The organism is Kluyvera sp. NPDC087067, from assembly GCF_044745165.1.
Lineage (GTDB): Bacteria > Pseudomonadota > Gammaproteobacteria > Enterobacterales > Enterobacteriaceae > Kluyvera.
Genome location: NZ_JBIUZS010000002.1, coordinates 29,650 through 46,331, shown reverse-complemented (window position 1 = coordinate 46,331; position 16,682 = coordinate 29,650). Strand labels below are relative to the sequence as shown.

Here is a 16,682-nt window from a genome sequence, read left to right as displayed (position 1 = left end):
AACTACCTACGTTCCCTTTTCCCGCCCCATCTTTAACACCTCATAAAAGGTCCCTCGCCCAAGCCCGTCTGACGGCAATTCCCGCTCCTGCAGCAGTGTTTTCAGCTTACGAAGTATCCGATCCGAAGCCGGTTTATCAGACGTGCCATACCGTCCGTCAGTCTCCTCAACCAGGAGCTGAACCAGTAGCCAGCAGAGTCGGGCAGTATTCTCCCGTGCCTTGTCGCGTTTATGCATCCCACGCTGGGAAGGTTGTGCTGAAGCAGTGAGATCCGGTAGAGCGTCGTCACCGAGCGTCTTCAGCCACTTGCGGCCACGGCTGTTACACGACAGTTTCATCACCGCCTTCAGGCTGCGGGCCTTAATTTCTGGCGGCGTAAGTTCGTCATCAATAAGTCGCCATGCCAGGGCGAACATCTCATCGGCATAGAACATGCGTTTATTAGCCGGGGCGCTGACCATGCCTGTAGCTTTGATGGTGCGGCTGATGGCGTCGTGCAGGATACGGTAATTTTCCTGATGTTCTTCCGGCAGGGCGTTTGCCGGTTGGGAAGCATCGAGGCCGAGAAGCAGAAGGGCGAGATGCCGCGCTTCCAGCAGCGGCATATCACATTCCCGTTCAAACAGATTCTGACGAATGGGACTGGTCACATTATTCTCCTTCCACGATCCGCAGCGGTTCTTCTGCACCGAGCAGCGCCTGCCGTCTGGCGGCATCAACGTAGTTTCCCCACCACTGCATGAGCGGCCGCCTTTGTTCCAGGTAGTCGCTGCGGTTATAGGCCGCTTCGATCTCGTCTTCTTTCTGGTGCGCCAGCGCAGACTCCAGGACTTCACGGGGGAAATGACCTGCTCCCGCCGTTCTGGCAATGCTGCGCATACCATGGGCAACCAGCTCACCGCCGAACCCCATACGGATAAGCGCGGCGTTAGCGGTCTGCTGATGCATATGCTCCAGCGGTTTGCGGATGCTGGGGAAGACCCACGGGCGATGGCGGCTGACTGGCTCCATGATCTGAAGAACGCGCAGCGCCTGTTTGCTGAGCGGCACCGTATGCGAACGGTTCATCTTCATAAAGGTGTCAGGGATACGCCATTCCGCTTTTTTCATATCGATATCGCACCAGCGGGCGCTGACGGCTTCGCCGGGGCGAACCCAGGTCAGTAGCTCCCATTCGATAAGGCAGCGTGTTTCCTTGCGGATAGAGGCGTTCTGTAGCGCCAGCATTAGCCTGCCCAGTTCGCTGGGGGGAAGGGCGGGCATGTTCTGCTTTTTCGGTTTCTTGAAGCGGGCGACCAGGTTGTCTGCTGGGTTAAACTCGATAAGCTCTTCGGAGATGGCGAAGCGGAAGATTTCATTGAGCCGTGAGATAACACGCCGCAGTGTTTCGAGAATGCCTTGTTCTTCCAGTGGTGTGAGGTGCTCCTTGAGCATCTTAGGACGGATCTCGGTGACGGGCGTACTGCCCAGAGAAGGGAAGACATGCATCTCCAGCGAGCGCCAGACATCTTTGGCGTGATCTTCGCTAAGATCGCTGGTCCGTTTTTTCTCTTTGAGCCACTGTTCCGCAACTTTTTCCAGCGTGCATTCATTCTGGATGCGTTTTTCTTCAGCTATCCCTGCTAAGTGTTGACGGGGATCGATGCCCTGCCAGAGCAGTCGTCTGTATTTCGTGCGAGTTTCGCGAGCCATGGCCAGTGTAACGACCGGGTAAGGGCCAAGGCTGGTTTTGGTGCGCTTTTGGTGACGGGATGATAATACTCGAAATGCCAAGCCTTCCTCCCTGAAGTCTTAACCAGCAAGTACAGGCCTTCACCGTCCCGCAGCTCATAATCCGTGCTACGGGGCTTCGCGCCAGCGATCTCCACATTTGTTAAGGGTTTCAGTTGCTTAGGCATGTTTTAGCACCACGCTTTTTTAGCCCCACGATACCGTGGTGCTAAACATGGTGCCAAAAGGTTAAGATTCATACAGAGATCATGACCACACATGCAACAAAAAAGCCTGCAACTCGTTGAAGTTACAGGCTTTTTTAAGGTTCATGATGCATCATGAATGAATGTTTGGTGGAGCTGGGGGAGTCTGAATTGGTTTTGTAACTTGTTGTTTATCAGCTGATAACCTTCAGTTCAATTATCATTTTGGTCCCATTGTTGGTCCTAAAAGAAAATGTCAGGTTTTTTGCAGGGGAGGGGAGGTTACAGTAGAAGTCTCTTCGTCTGTGAGATTAACATTTTGCTTTCCTTTGGTCTGCTCTGTATGTAAGCGTTCATTTCACGTTAGTTTTTAGCAAGCCGGTAGAGCGCCTTGCTCGCAAAATATCCACTACGGAAAGATACGGGGTCTGCTCTTGCCACGAAAATCCTTTCCGATCGATACGGACAAGCCCGTATTTTTCTACCAGAAAGTTCACCGCATCGCTGAGCGATATTCCTGCATCAATATGTTCTCGTATGGTGGTTTCATTACTGAACGATGTGTCATTAAGCGTCAGGCCATAGTGCGGCGACAACAGATGAGTTAGCAGGCACTGCCAGATTTCAATGGGTGACAGGCAGGGCTGAGCCGCCTGCGTCGGGTGTGATGATAAGGTTTGCATGATGTTTACTCTATGATGTTTAGGGAATAAGTGGTGAGTTAATGCGGCTCAGTCTGCTCAGGATAGATAGCAATGTAGACATAGCCACAGGAGCCGAGTGTGTCGGCTTCGCAGGTGAGTCCGTTGTGGTAAAGCGTGACGCAGTGCTGATAGCGGGGATTGAGCTCGCTGCTAATCAGCATCAACTCCAGTTGTTTGAGCATCAACGGAAAGGCCTGGTCGAGGCGCAATACATCGTTGTCACTGAAAGCACCGTTAAACCCGGCACGGTCAGCGAGAAAATGTACCCGATTGCCTTCCTGTACCAGACGAGCCCCAAAACAGGGGGTAATAGCACGTTTAAGTCCCCACAGCTGGCAGGCGGGACTCTCCGGCTTAGTACCGGATTCGGAGTGATTGTTCATTATTGTTCCTGATAAAAGGGAAGGATTAATTGAGAGTGACGCTACGAAGAATCACATAGGGACCATTGCGGTCCTGACGACGTTCAGCAAACACGGCCAGAACGCCACGTATGTCCTGAACTTCCCGGCCAGCATAATGGCAGATACTGCCAGACCATTTATATTTGCCGGTACAGAAGCGAAACAGCCGGGAGCCTGGATGCTGTCGGTACAAGGCCATTGCCTGGCGTTTACTGATGATTTTCATATCCACCCTCGCTCCGCAAACGACACAATACCCTCCTGGCCGACAATCAGATGATCGAGCGTTTTCACATCAACGAGCGCCAATACTTCTTTTAGCCTGCCCGTAATATTGCGGTCGCATTGGCTGGGCTCCGGATCACCGGATGGATGGTTATGCGCCAGCACGACAGCTGCAGCATTGAAGCGAAGCGCTGACTTCACTACCTCTCGAGGATGGACCTGGACATGGTTAATCGAACCGGCAAACAGCGTTTCGCTCTCCAGTAAACGATGCTGATTATCAAGATAGAGCACCATAAACACTTCCCGTTCTTGTCCTGCCAGCTGTAACCGAAGCCAGTCACGGGCAGCAGCACTTGAGGTAAAAGATATACCGGGCTGACGCAGATATTTATCCAGCAGATTGATAGCCCGGCGAATGGTCTGTTGGGCATAGGGTGTCAATCCGGAAGTCGCGGGAAGTAGGCAACCATGTTGAGCCATAACCGACAGCGGAAAGAGTTCAGGCTGTGATGACAATGGGGATAACGCGGTACTCATGCTTGGCTCTCCTCAGTCGATGAGATGCATAATGGAGTTGCACTCTGGATGGTTCAGCGCGAAGTCGCGTAAGCGATAATAGTGCTCAGTCATCGCATCACACTCGGTGCGACAGGCGTGGTGACTGTATGTCATCAGACAGGCGACTATTCCTGCTGCTTCACTGGTGAGTTCTGCTCCATTGCCGTTCATGCTGTTAAACAATGCCCACTTTTCATCATCCTCCGACTCAGGAGACATAAAAACGCCACCGTTGCTGAGCGTCGAAAAGTTCCAGATACCGCCGTGATAGTCAGTGCACAGGCGGTCCATCCAGGCAAATATTCGGGGTTCAAGGGTTATCCATTGCGGGATGGAGCCAAAATGTTTCGGCCAGAAGCTAATGCGTAACTCATCAGGGACCACTGAGGCGGTAATTGCTGTCAGCTCAGCGAACTGATGATTTTGTGTATCCATTAAATTATCTCCCTTATGCCGGAAATGTTGTTTAACGCCCGAAAAACTCGAGCATGTTTTCTGCCATAACCCACAGGGCGCGATTGAGCTTCACATCGCCATCAATACCGGTAACGGCACGGGTGCGGTTGCTTTTCCCCTGTGCAGTTCGCCCTGACAGACCACCTTTCATCAGGTTCTCTTGCACGCGCTGGTAGACTGTCCACAGGTCGTCGCTGTAGTCCTCCCGGCGACGTGGGGTCAGCAACTGCGATACCGTGACCGGCTGATGGTCCTCACCAAATCGATACTTCAGTGCGGCATTTGCCAGCGCGTGACGGGCCGGGGCTGGCAGCGCCAGCGACTGCATTGCATCGCGTTTCTCATCCACCCGGTCAAAGACCCCGAGCACTTCGTAAGCTCCTTCAATTACCTTCTCGACGACATTGCCTTTATGCGGTACCCGCACTTCTCCGAATGACTGGCCGCAGACCAGACCATTGGTACAGACGCCTCGAAATAGCCCCGGCAACATCTGGTAGCTTGATGAGCCGTCATGGCTGTTAAGTAGAATGATTTCCGGCACCTGATGTCCTGTCAGTTGACCGGCACGACGCAGGCGAAGCATGTGTTTGGTGTGTTCCCGCTTGCTCTGGTCACGAACCTTTGTCTGACAGGCAAAGAACGGTTCAAAGCCTTCACGCTGCAGGCTTTCGAGGATGGTGATGGTAGGGATGTAGGTATAACGTTCTGAACGAGATTCATGCTTGTCGCTCCCGAACACGCTGGGGACATGGCTCATCAGCTCTTCGTGGGTCAGAGGCTGGTCACGGCGTATCTGGTTTATACGGCCAAAGCGGCTGGCTAATCGCATAGGTAACTCCTTTAAATTGGGCATAAAAAAACCACTCCGAAGAGTGGTTCTGGCTTGAGAGGAAGTTTTCAGGGCAATGACGTGGGTTGTTGCTGTTCGGCCGATGCATTCTTGGGTAATGCAGAGGAATTTTCAGTGTGGGCTCGAAGATTCTGTAATCGTCTCAGAATTATGGGCTTACTGTACTGCAGATATTGAAGACACCATTCACACTTAACGACTCTTCTGATGGGCAGCGGCAAGCGACGGTAGACTTTAGTGCATACGGATAACATAAAGACATCATCATTGAGTGTTTTCTCCGCAACGACGGAAAGTCCGTCGATAGTAGCGAGTTGCAACCAGCGTTGATATTTCATCAGCGATTGAGTTTTAGACACAGATATAGACCGCTTGCCTGAAAACGAATTTGTCAGGCAAGGGTGGCGAGTTTTTTTATAAGTCTTATCAGGCTGAGCGTTGTCAGGGTTGCGCCGAGCATCTGGCATACAACTGATTTGCTTCGCAGCAGCGTGAGTCCGGCGACACTGAAAACAATGGGCCAGGTCAGATCCAACGATTGATCTTCTGGCACGGCATCGCCCGGCGATTTTGCGTTTTTCATTGGTAAGTCCATAAGACGTCCGGCATCGCAGGAAGCGTATACCGGACAGGGTGAGTGATTAGGGAAGATCTGCGGAGGCTATTTCCTGAGAAGCGTTAGTGGGGCCACTGTAAACGCCGACGTATTCATTTTGGGTAAAGATGATGACTGCATTGGTCTTTGGATCAAACGTGCACCCGTTTAGTCCTGCAATTACAGCGCTTTTCCCCGAGCTTGTATTTTTCACAATGAGCTTGTTGTCTGCGCAGTTGCTGGCTTTTACAAAACTCACCACATAACCGTCCTGCTCTGTAACGGTTTCCGCAGGCGTTGGTTTTGGCTCAGGATTATGTTCTTTCTGCCCATTCATGCGTTCGCGGTTGTAAGGAATATATTGAACAGTATCGTTACGCAGGGTTGGCGGGTCGTTGTTCATGCTCAGGTAAACAGGGCAATCAGCAGCGCCCACGGCACAGCTCTTACTGAAAATAGTGCGAGACGGCCAGCCTTTAGTGCCAATGTAGGCCGCACCAGTTTCATCCAGGCAGTAGGTTTCCTCCCATGCATAGTTTTTGTTCTGGCCCGGCATGGTGCGGGTGGTGATGAGGCAGGTCAGGGCTTTTACAGGCTTTCCGTCGTAGCGGATAAAGTTCTGTTCAAGCGGTGAGGCGGCATACAGCAAGGGAGATATATTTGCCGCCGCAGCCTTACTTTGTGCCTCAGCGTTGAAACCGGCTTTATTGTTGAGTTTGACGCTGACTGCCTCATTGTTCATATCACGCAGCATTTCACCGCCTTTCTCCGTCAGAAAGAAGGTGAAGCGCTCAGGATGAATATTGCCTTGAATGGTGATGGCAAAGCTGAATGCCGGAAATGAAAGAGCACAGAATAAAATCATGCGTGAAATTAATGTCGTCATAAAGACATCCTTATTCATTATTGTTAACGGCACGGGTGAATTTGTAGTGGGGGAGAGGATTAATGGCTAATGCAGTCTTCCCAGGTCAGGTCCTGCAATGCGTCATGCAGTCCTGTAGTTTTAAAGGGGTGAGATAAAGGCTCGTTCATCTGGGTGACTTCAATTCGACCATCATCATTTGTATTTTTAAGCGCCATAAAGGCCGCCTCGCCAGGCTGGTAATGTACTGCGTTGATATTCAGTCCCACCGTTTTTTGTCCGTCGTCGGGCGTTTCCGCATGAGCTTTATCTGGTGCGCTGTAACCCACGACCAGCTGATTGTCTTGGCAGGTCAGAGTCATGCGTTCGCCTGCGCTGTTATCGGTGTTAAGTTCAAACTCCATCACATTGATAGTGCCAAACCAGCTACCCCATTGCTGCTCCCGACCCATGGCGTGCGAAGCGGCGCTGAACAGCGTGGCACTCAAGAGCAGTGCAGTGGTTATCTTCAACATAAAAAATCCTTACTGAGTGTTTTATAAGATAAAAATGGCCTTTGAGCTTTGTCTGAGGCCATCCAATCGTATGCATTTGGCAGGGGATGGGATAATCGTTAATACAGATCGATTTGCTGAAATTGATCGCTTTTATCTATCATAAAAACGATCAATAATATTTAATTGATAGTCAGTGACTATCTTAATTTGAGTATCGATCGGAGTTGCAGATCAACAAGATACAAGCTGGAAACGAATATCTGTTGTGGTTCGTTTTAGTGATATAGGTGTGAAATTTATTGGGATACGTATTAATCGAGATATTAAGAATCAACAAGATTAATACAGGTTTGTATTAGTTGTTTTAGATGTTCTAACTTCGGAGTAATTACGTACTATATTATGCAAGTTAATTGACGTTTTTAGATGTTTCCTTCTTCTATTGCAAATTTAACATGCAGAAGAATAACTGTGGTTGATTGGTATTATAATAATAAAGAAGTATTGTGTTTAGTATTATCACGCTCCCATGGCAATGATACCAAATATAAATAACAGTAATAAATTACATATCCAGTCTATTGTATTGAGATGATTAACATCAGGAGCTAAACGTGAAAACATTCATCAGTCCTTTTGGACTGAGTAATCAGCATCATATGGATCGTATTCGTGAAACACTTGATAAGTCTTTACAGGAATACCCAAGGACGTTTGTGTTAAATGTCATACTAAGATTGCCTGATGAGAATTATGAACATTACAAGGCAGACCCTAAATTGATAACCCGGTTTATTGAATCTTTAAAATCTCAGATTGAACATACGCAGAGACGTAAAGCCGCAGAGGGTAAACGTATTCGCTCCTGTAATGTTCGTTATGCCTGGTCGAGAGAGTTTGGTGAAGAAAAGGGCAAGAAGCATTATCATGTGGCATTGATGCTGAATAACGATGTGTACTGCAATGCGGGTACCTATTACCCCATACAAGGCCTGTATATCCATAATCTGGCATTAATGATTATGGAAGCCTGGGTGAGAACGCTGAGTCTCAATGTCACGCCTGATTATCAAAAGTATTACCCGCTGGTGCATTTTGTTAAGGAAGGGGATTTCAGGCTGGATAGGAAGGGTAAAAACTTTGAGTACTATTACAGTCAACTTGATCGCAGTTTGTCATATTTAACAAAGCTCGCTACCAAAGACAGTTCTGATGGTATGCGTAATTTTGGTTGTAGTCAGTCCTGATTATTTACTGTATCGGCTTACTGTGATTTGAAAGAGGGTGTAGCAGGGTTGTAGCGGTTCCAACGGTGAGCTGTCGCACTGTGTCACAGTCTGGTATCTGGATGTCTGATTAGCGACAAGGCTGGCTGATTTATGAGCTGATTAGGGTGTTTTATTTTACCTTGCAAGCATTTAGCCTGCTACACCCGCTACAGGTAGCAATTGTAGCGGGGTAAATGAAGTTGTCGATGTACATTTTTGAGACTCCAGTGTGCTGCATTCAGCATACCGGAGAGCCAGCTTGGGTCAAAAGCCAGCCGGTCGAGCAGGCTGGTATGGTGGCAGTATGACAAATTGCCCCAGTGGTGGCATATCTGGCGGTGGAAGGATAATACCCGCAGCGTTCGGGGCTGAAATATACACTGGATTGTTAGGATGACTCTGAACACTGCACACCAACCCGTTGCTGGCTAAAAAGCCGAGCAGAGAATCCAGCTTATCACTTTTACGCAGGCGGTTTGGGCCGTATTTCAACACGAAATTCTTTTTGACAGGGACGCCGTTATTATAATGGATTTTCTCGTAGATCCACATCTTGAGTTCCTGTGCATCCAGCTCAAACTGATACTCAGGCGTAAACTCATAAAAAATAGATGCGGCATGATTGAGATACCACTCCATAATGCAGGCAGCACGCTCCATGGTTGCAAGCGTAATAATCGGACTGCTGGAGTTGCAGTAATAATGGAACATTCCGGCAATGCGGAGCGCGTTTGTATTTGCCTTTTGGACCATGTCAGATATGTATGACCACTGCTGATGAGGTTTCGACATATTAACCCAATGCTCGCGTTTCATTTCCCAGAAGGCACAGGCCTCAGCATCGAGAGTTAATTGTGTTTTGTCCATTTTCCCTGATTCGATCTGGGCTTTCTGTGCTGCCAAAAATGTATTGATCTTATTATGAAACCCGATGAGCACAGTTTCATCGTTGAAGTGAGGAGTGGCATTATAGCGATACCCGAAAGCAACGGTTTGATGCTGCGAAGGCACCCGGATAAACAATATCCTGGATAAAAAACCGCTGGCTTTGGCCGTAGTACCCTGCTTTTTCAGGTAATCAAAACAGATAGCAGGTTGCACCATCAGCAACATAGTGAGTATAGGTGCGATGCTACAGCTCTCACGATTGCCCCGGCTGTAATTATAGATGCCGCCATCCCAGGCTGAATTCAGGAAACGAATGAAATCTTTGAGGTTGTTGCTAAAGAAGGTGATGGCTTCGTCGGTAATCAAACCCGCACTGGAATAACGACGCATTCCCTCAATCAGGGCCACTGGGGAGACATCGTTGAAGATAATATCTGGGTCCAGGGGTTTTTTCGGGGCTTTTAAACCATGCAGTTTCAGTTTTGTCTGCTCGTCGTCGACATTGCCACCTTTTTTTATGGCGGCACGAAGGTTATTTCTTAACGCCTGGAGGGTGGTATTCCAGACCTCAAATTCATGCTCATAAGCTGCAAACTTAGATTTGTAATCCTGCTTGATTGCTGCCGCAAAAATGTAAAACGGAGCCATCACCTGATCCTTGATGGTCGTTTTACCCATGCCTGATTCTGCAAGTGTCGCCAGATACAGCGCACAGGGTTCTGTTTTGAAGTTCCATGGGTTTTTGACTTCAGCCAGGGACTGACAAGCGAGAGATATAGATGCCAGCAGGATGTTCGCAATGAGTTCAGACGGAACTTTATTCCCGCCCTGAAGAAAGCGAAAAACATCTTGCAGGTCGGCTGGAAAAGCATCAATGGGAAAGGCAGACGTTGGGACTTGAAGGCCTATTTCGGCCAGCGTGGTGGCAGGTTTCTGAATCATGTGATTTATCCTTTTAAAAATGTAGGTACGAGTGAATGCCCTTACCCGGGCAGGTAAGGGCATTCAATGGTTGTTGATTTCGGGAAAGTGAGGGCTCTGAACAGCAATTGCTGTGAAGACGAGGTCAGGCTGCTTTGCGTCGCAACACCCATTCATCCAGCTCGGACTCGAGCCAGCCAACAGATTGTCTGCCGAGGGGGTAAGGCTTTGGGAACGCCGGATCGTGACGTGGTGATTTGGCATTAAGCCAGTCGTAGATAGTCGATCTGGCGATGCCGAGTTTGGCCGCAACGGCTCGCATGCGCAGGATTTTTACCGTCTGGGTGTAGGTGGTCATCTTTCTACCTCATTGAACTGTAAGGATGTAAGTTATTTGTTTAATAACGGCTCTCCGTTATTCAATACCTGGGCCGAATGGCTGGTATGCGATGGATTGTAATGAAGTCGAATGGTGTCTAAAATTGGCAATTACTATCTACTTTTTTTGACACTAACTTATGCCAGCCACAACATCCGTACAGAAAGCAGCGTTTGATGCTATCGACAGTCTTCACTTCAGTCAGGTGGTGATGAGTCTCATATGCGCAGACCCCGTTGCAGAAGAGTGGTATCGTCGTATTTTTGGCAGAATCAACAGTATCCTTCAGAAGGCAGGGATAACTGGAAAACAGGCCCAGATAGCCAAGCATTATTTACTGAGTGCTCTTGAAGTCCACTTGTCTATTGATAGCAACTATTTTTCGGATACAGTTGAGCACAATAATAAAGATGTTGATGGTGGTGCACCTTATAACAGAGAACTTCTCGAGCAATTTATTGAACACAACCGAAATTATAGTGTCGCTTTACTTTGCAATATTGCTGATTTTAATGGTGTCGACAGAGAGTTCTTTTTTCAGGCAACGGAAGAGTTATTTAATGATAAGATGTTATCTGCCATGCCGCGTTTTATCAGATATCGTCTTACCGAATGTTGCTATGCGCTTGAATATCCTGACGCTCCTCTCTTTTTTTATCGGGAGTTGGTGAGTCTGGGTATTGTTTTGTGTGGGAAATACTCACATCATCGTGACCAATTTGTGAAAAAGTCTGATTCAGAATTATCACTTTTGTTCATTCGTGCAGGATTACTTTTTGAGTTTAAGATGCTGCAAAGAGCAGTGCAGGTGATAACCTCCCTCAATAAAAATGGTACTCTTGTTTTACCCGCTGCAGATCTCCGAATGTCCTTTACAGAGCGCAAGAACATTGCTGATTACTATAAAAGACTTGTTGATGTGTGGTTGCTGGAAGATAAGCCTGGCTCCTTTGTGGTTTTTAAGTGTAAAAGCGATGTTTCGGATTTAGATGTTAAAATACTTCTTAAAAATATGAACAAATTTTATTTTCATAAACGAATGTTTGATGGTACACAGGGAAGCTGGCTGGGAACACTGGGAGCATTTGATATTGAGGTTAGCCGTTGGATAGAACCAGAGTTGGCGATTTATTACGAGGGTAATAATAGTCTTACAATTTCAGAAAAAATTAGATCTAAGTTTATGGGGTTTGGTTTTAGTGTATCAGCTAGAAATTTGTATTTGCGGCATAAAGCGGTAAGAAAAAATAGTTACCCTAAAATTCGATATTATTATACCCATTTATTGAATCAGCCATGCATATTCCCTTGGTATCTTAATGACAATAGTTGTTACGACATGGCTCTGGAGTTTGATGGTTATCAAGACTTTGTTGGATAAATAAAATTTAAGGCGAGTCCACTGTAAAAGATTCTCGTTCAGGCGATACACAGGCCTTCAGGCATCCCCGTCTTCGTCATTTTGCTCGGCGCACGCATCATGGCCAAAGCCTCTGCAGCCTTACCGTCGTAGTCATGCAACATCAGTGTTCCGTCGAATAACTGTTTTATGTGTCTGTTGGTACTTATCAGCGCCTTCTGGCGCTGGGGTAGGATCACTCTCAGGAAGGATTTATATTTGAACATAGTTCTTAAACAAGTGGGTTTACGTCATTACGCGAATCTACAGGCCATGCCGATTGCTAACCCGATGCCCAAAAAGACTGTGACATGAATCAGTTAGAGTATATTTAAGGATTGGCATTTTTTAGCGAAGCGGTAATATGACTTGCCGTGTCAATTCTTTCTAATTGTGTCTCAACAGCATCAAGGTGGAAGGACTCGAGCTTACGGCGTGGCGCTAAGCTGCTACAGGTTGGCGCATCCCTATACGGATTGAGAGGAGCCACAATGTCAGCAGCAGACGCCACCACATCATTAACTGGGCAGATATCCCTTCGGTTTGTTGAGCTTCGCCAGTTCCGCCGACTTGGTAAGGTCCAGCTTGAGATTGATCCAAAGACTACTATTCTCGTCGGTGCTAATAATAGCGGCAAAACATCAATTCTGGCAGCGCTGCGCCATTTCCTCGCAGATGGCTCACCATTTAGTGCTTTCGATATCAGTATTTCTCAATGGCCAAAATTGCGGGAACTTGGAAGAGCTTGGGACGCATTAGGGGAAGATCCGTTTACGTCTGGCGTATCCGAAGATGAATGGGGAGAGCAACTTGGAACCTTACTTTCGGCGATGCCAACGCTAGATCTATGGTTCGATGCTAAGGCTGGTATGTTCCACTACGTCTCCCCGTTCTTGTCAAAATTCAGTTGGAAGGGGGGCGGGGTAGGTGTCCGATTGCGTCTGGAACCTGCTACGAACATTGAGGATCTGAAGCATCTGGCTTGGAAGTATCACTTGGCGAGAATACCTGTGAAGGATATGGGAAAGGATTCGCTTGCGTGGCCGATTGATCTTCTTGATTTTTGGCTGCGAGAACCTTCTCTACTCGGCCAAGTTCGGGCCTATAAGTTGGATGCAGATAACAACCCTTTGGACGGAATAAAGACCTATGTTAGCCAGATACTTGATGCTGACTCCAGCCCAATTGATCGTAAACATCTGCAGAAACTCATAAAAGTAGACTTTGTGGCTGCACAGCGTGGTCTTGGTAGTGAGGAGGCTGATTCCCGGTCTGCTTCTGGCCCCCATCGCGTAGGTTTATTCTCCAATCAGCTTCTCAAATTTGCTCGACAGCATCTAAATGTGGCAGCAACAGGTCATGGGCATCGAGCTGACCTCATAAAAGCGGTTGCTGATGCCCAGCAGGAACTAGATAAAAAGATTCATGAGGCTATTGGACCATCCGTAGAAGAGGTTAAAGAGCTTGGGTACCCCGGCTTGCATGACCCCCAAGAGATTCGTTTCCGCACGCGCATACAGACTGCCGAATTACTCGACCATGGGACAGCTGTTCAATACAGCATGCAGAAGGATTCATTAGAAGAGCTTCTCCCGGAATATTCCATTGGTCTCGGTTATCAGAATTTACAGTCCCTTAGTTACCAACTAGTTTCTTTCAAAGCTGCTCGCCTAAATCCTGAAAAGGGCGCTCCAGCACCTGTTCATCTGGTTATGATTGAAGAGCCCGAGGCTCATTTGCACGTACAGGTACAACGTATTTTCCCGGGTAAGGCACATAAGCTAATCAGTCCTAACGATAGAGATGAGTCAGGTCTTAAAAGCCAATTGATTATCAGTACTCATTCTAGTCATCTAGCACATGCTGAGAATTTTGACCGGCTACGATACGTTCGCCGCATTGCTAAGAGTGAAGAACAAAACATGCCTACCACTGAGGTGGTTAATCTTGGGCAAGTTTTTGGTGATGACAAAACGACCCGACAATTCGCTGAGCGTTATTTTCGCGTTCAACACACAGATCTTTTATTTGCCAATGCAGCAATCTTTGTCGAGGGGGTTGCTGAGCGAATGCTGTTACCTCTTTTCATTGAAAGAGATTTTGCAACACTCAACAGCCGCTATCTGTCCTTCCTTGATATTGGTGGCAGCCATGCTCATCGGCTAAGATCTCTCGTTGAAAGACTCCGTATTCCAACTGTAATTATTACTGACATCGATCCAGTTGAAGAAAGACCAGGTAAGCCTAAAAAAAATGGGGACCCGACTACAACCTTAGTTGCTGTAGCTAATACAGGACAACCCGGCCTGCAATGTGGAAACCCGACTCTTTGCGGATGGCACCCTAAGCTGCGACAGCTTGATGATTTCAAGAACCCGAAAAATGAGCATCTTGTCTGGAACGAAATTGCCGAATGTTCTGTACGTTTCGCATGGCAATTGCCTGTAGCCGAAGCTGGTGGTCAATGGCCAAGTACTTTTGAAGACTCTCTAATTCTTAGAAATATCCCTTGGTTTAAGCAACTTAATGATGAAAAAGTCGATGGCGATGGGAAGCAAATCAAACCGCCGAAGGGGGCGCTGGGCTCAGTAGCAAGACAGGTCGCTGAAAATGAGAATATTCCAGAACTGCTCGCGGCTCTGCATAAATTAATGCATGGGTCTTTTAATAAAGGAGACTTTGCCGCAAGCATCTTTGAAATGGTCGCTGCGGAAGAGCCGATTGTCTGTCCTAAATATATCGAGGATGCATTGGAATGGCTCCAGACACAGCTTGAGCCAAGCAAGGAGGTGATGCCATGATTAATTCACTAACTCTTGACGGCAATGAGCGCGATTCAGGGGTAGTAGAAGAGATTTGCGGCTACCTTACGGACATTCCACCTCGTAACTACTTCCTTTTTGCGGGGGCTGGTTCTGGTAAAACACGAACATTGGTAGAAGTTTTACGTCGCCTTACTGGTGTGACCGAGCATAAGAAGGGGGGACAATTGGCACGGTCCCTGAAGATGTATGGGCGTTCGATTAGAGTTGTGACCTACACAAAGAATGCTGTCTCCGTAATTAACGGACGTCTTGGGGACAATAGCTTAGTCAGTGTATCTACCATCCATTCATTTTGTTGGGAGTTGATTAATGGGTTCAACGATGACATTCGCGAATCCCTAATAGCAGTAAAAGAAGCTCAACTAGCTAAAGAGACTGCAGAGGCACAAGCGAAACCTAAGGGTATTACTGCAGCAAAACAGCGTGACCTTGACGAAATCACGCATGAAATCGAGGTTCTTCGTACAACTGAAGTATTCAAATACCATCCTGATCGCAATACATATGGACCAGGTGCATTACCTCACAATTACGTACTCGATGCGACAGCTTGGTTGCTTCAAAATAAGCCAACACTCCAATCCATTCTCAAAGATCGACATCCAATCATACTTATTGATGAGTCGCAGGACACGATGAAAGGTGTATTGGACTCCTTGATGTTACTAGTCAAAAAGCCGGAGAGAGATTTGACTCTTGGTCTGCTGGGAGATCATCGACAACGAATTTATATGGATGGTCATGCCGATCTTCCAAGCATTGTTCCTGAAAATTGGGCAACGCCTGAGTTACAAATGAATCATCGTAGCCAACGACGTATTGTCACTCTGATCAATAAAATCTGGGAAACTGAACTGGAAGGGAGGACGCAACCAGCAAAGGGGTCAGCACAACATCCCCGAACAGAAAAGGCTGGTGGAACGGTTCGGCTCTTCTTGGGGGATACATTGCAAAGTCCAGACGATAAAGTGCTCAGCGAACGCTGGTGTGCTGAACAGATGTTCGAAGTTAGTGGTTCAGTAGCCTGGAATCAAGAGCAATATAAGCTGCTTGCGTTGGAGCATAAGCTCGTTGCCACTCGTGGTTCGTTTCTTGATGTGTATGAGGCAATGTTTCTGTTAGATCCCCACGCCGCAGCGCCATCTGGCAGTGGGGACAACAAGGGGCCTTCAACAGTACAAATTTTGCTTAATGAGCTTGCGCATTTAGAAGCTTGCGTCAGTAATGAAGGAATTGTGAATGAGTTCAAGGCAACCGAGGTTTTACGGCGTTATGGCGCTTTAGACAATATGCCTGAGGACTCAGAAGCAAGAGCTGAACGTACTGATGAAATGCTCGAGGCAATAGCTATATTTGCAATGGCTTGCGCCAACCCTGAGTCAACGGTCGCGGAAGTATTAGCACCAGTGTTAAGTGCAAAATTATTTGAAGTAGATCATCGCCTTCAGGAGGCTTATGCCGACAAGTCACCAGCCCCGCAAGTTCCTGGACGAGGTGAGGATGAGTCAAAGCAAACAAGAATGCGCCGTGGATGGTGTGCACTGTTTGCTGCTCCATGGAAACAGCTTAAGTGCTATCGAAATTACCTTGCTGGGATTTCAGAGCTCGCAACACATCAGGTAGTTAAAGGCTCTGAGTTCAAGCACGTCATGGTTGTAATGGATGATGCTCTTGCTGGTGGGACTCGCTTTAAGTACGACACGATTTTTGGTGGTACGCAGTTAAGCCCAAATGACAAAAAGAATGCAAAGTCTGGTAAGGAGACAACCATCGACCGGACTTTACGTTTGCTGTACGTGACTTGTAGCAGGGCACAAGAATCGCTCGCTTTAGTGCTTTGGTCGTCCGATCCTGCTGCAGCAATGGCTCGAATCAAGGAGAGTCAATGGTTTGCTGAAGATGAAATACAAATAATCACATAATGC

16 protein-coding genes and 1 pseudogene are annotated in these 16,682 nt (G+C 47.6%); 4 read left to right on the top strand and 13 right to left on the bottom strand.

What is annotated here, in order from left to right; translation table 11 throughout:
- Positions 1 to 6: 6 nt before the first annotated feature.
- From ACIPDS_RS05620 to ACIPDS_RS05570, 11 genes and pseudogenes are all read right to left on the bottom strand, one after another.
- Entirely contained in the window at positions 7 to 651 is a 645-nt protein-coding gene (locus tag ACIPDS_RS05620) for a hypothetical protein (protein ID WP_049000956.1), read from the bottom strand.
- A 1-nt stretch (position 652) separates the two neighbouring features.
- Positions 653 to 1,899 (bottom strand): annotated as a pseudogene (locus tag ACIPDS_RS05615) (integrase domain-containing protein).
- 371 nt (positions 1,900 to 2,270) lie between these two features.
- Complete coding sequence (locus ACIPDS_RS05610; protein WP_400733599.1) at positions 2,271 to 2,600, bottom strand: TA system toxin CbtA family protein; 330 nt, start codon at positions 2,598 to 2,600, stop codon at positions 2,271 to 2,273.
- Between the two features lie 38 nt (positions 2,601 to 2,638).
- A complete protein-coding gene (locus tag ACIPDS_RS05605) occupies positions 2,639 to 3,004 on the bottom strand; it encodes a type IV toxin-antitoxin system YeeU family antitoxin (RefSeq protein WP_400733597.1) in 366 nt (121 codons plus the stop codon).
- Positions 3,005 to 3,029: 25 nt separating this feature from the next.
- The gene (locus ACIPDS_RS05600; protein ID WP_032680445.1) at positions 3,030 to 3,251 is read right to left on the bottom strand and encodes a DUF987 domain-containing protein; all 222 of its coding nucleotides are present in this window, start codon (positions 3,249 to 3,251) and stop codon (positions 3,030 to 3,032) included.
- Positions 3,248 to 3,790 (bottom strand): DNA repair protein RadC, encoded by a 543-nt coding sequence (gene radC, locus ACIPDS_RS05595; protein WP_400733594.1) that lies wholly within the window; start codon positions 3,788 to 3,790, stop codon positions 3,248 to 3,250. Before radC ends, ACIPDS_RS05600 begins: the two co-directional genes overlap by 4 nt.
- A 12-nt stretch (positions 3,791 to 3,802) precedes the next feature.
- A complete protein-coding gene (locus ACIPDS_RS05590; RefSeq protein WP_400733591.1) occupies positions 3,803 to 4,246 on the bottom strand; it encodes an antirestriction protein in 444 nt (147 codons plus the stop codon).
- Positions 4,247 to 4,277: 31 nt separating this feature from the next.
- Positions 4,278 to 5,099 carry a DUF932 domain-containing protein gene (locus tag ACIPDS_RS05585; protein ID WP_400733589.1) on the bottom strand — a complete coding sequence of 274 codons (822 nt, stop codon included), beginning with the start codon at positions 5,097 to 5,099 and terminating at the stop codon, positions 4,278 to 4,280.
- Between the two features lie 412 nt (positions 5,100 to 5,511).
- The gene (locus ACIPDS_RS05580; RefSeq protein WP_400733586.1) at positions 5,512 to 5,703 is read right to left on the bottom strand and encodes a hypothetical protein; all 192 of its coding nucleotides are present in this window, start codon (positions 5,701 to 5,703) and stop codon (positions 5,512 to 5,514) included.
- 58 nt (positions 5,704 to 5,761) lie between these two features.
- Positions 5,762 to 6,601, bottom strand: a complete 840-nt coding sequence (locus tag ACIPDS_RS05575) for a hypothetical protein (RefSeq protein WP_400733583.1) — start codon at positions 6,599 to 6,601, stop codon at positions 5,762 to 5,764.
- 59 nt (positions 6,602 to 6,660) lie between these two features.
- Complete coding sequence (locus ACIPDS_RS05570) at positions 6,661 to 7,095, bottom strand: hypothetical protein (RefSeq protein ID WP_400733581.1); 435 nt, start codon at positions 7,093 to 7,095, stop codon at positions 6,661 to 6,663.
- Positions 7,096 to 7,691: 596 nt separating this feature from the next.
- Between ACIPDS_RS05570 and ACIPDS_RS05565 the strand changes: the two genes are divergently transcribed.
- Positions 7,692 to 8,324: an inovirus Gp2 family protein gene (locus tag ACIPDS_RS05565; RefSeq protein WP_400733578.1), complete on the top strand. Its 633-nt coding sequence runs from the start codon at positions 7,692 to 7,694 to the stop codon at positions 8,322 to 8,324.
- Between the two features lie 285 nt (positions 8,325 to 8,609).
- Here the strand turns inward: ACIPDS_RS05565 and ACIPDS_RS05560 are convergent, their stop codons facing one another.
- Positions 8,610 to 10,175, bottom strand: coding sequence for a YfjI family protein (locus ACIPDS_RS05560; protein ID WP_400733575.1), 1,566 nt, complete (start codon positions 10,173 to 10,175; stop codon positions 8,610 to 8,612).
- Positions 10,176 to 10,299: 124 nt separating this feature from the next.
- Positions 10,300 to 10,512 carry an AlpA family transcriptional regulator gene (locus tag ACIPDS_RS05555; RefSeq protein WP_060617800.1) on the bottom strand — a complete coding sequence of 71 codons (213 nt, stop codon included), beginning with the start codon at positions 10,510 to 10,512 and terminating at the stop codon, positions 10,300 to 10,302.
- Positions 10,513 to 10,672: 160 nt separating this feature from the next.
- Between ACIPDS_RS05555 and ACIPDS_RS05550 the strand changes: the two genes are divergently transcribed.
- The 3 genes from ACIPDS_RS05550 to ACIPDS_RS05540 all read left to right on the top strand — a co-directional run bounded on the left by ACIPDS_RS05550 (position 10,673) and on the right by ACIPDS_RS05540 (position 16,679).
- Complete coding sequence (locus ACIPDS_RS05550; RefSeq protein ID WP_400733571.1) at positions 10,673 to 11,914, top strand: hypothetical protein; 1,242 nt, start codon at positions 10,673 to 10,675, stop codon at positions 11,912 to 11,914.
- Between the two features lie 509 nt (positions 11,915 to 12,423).
- The gene (locus tag ACIPDS_RS05545; protein ID WP_400733568.1) at positions 12,424 to 14,733 is read left to right on the top strand and encodes an AAA family ATPase; all 2,310 of its coding nucleotides are present in this window, start codon (positions 12,424 to 12,426) and stop codon (positions 14,731 to 14,733) included.
- Complete coding sequence (locus ACIPDS_RS05540) at positions 14,730 to 16,679, top strand: UvrD-helicase domain-containing protein (protein ID WP_261126251.1); 1,950 nt, start codon at positions 14,730 to 14,732, stop codon at positions 16,677 to 16,679. Before ACIPDS_RS05545 ends, ACIPDS_RS05540 begins: the two co-directional genes overlap by 4 nt.
- Positions 16,680 to 16,682 lie beyond the last annotated feature (3 nt).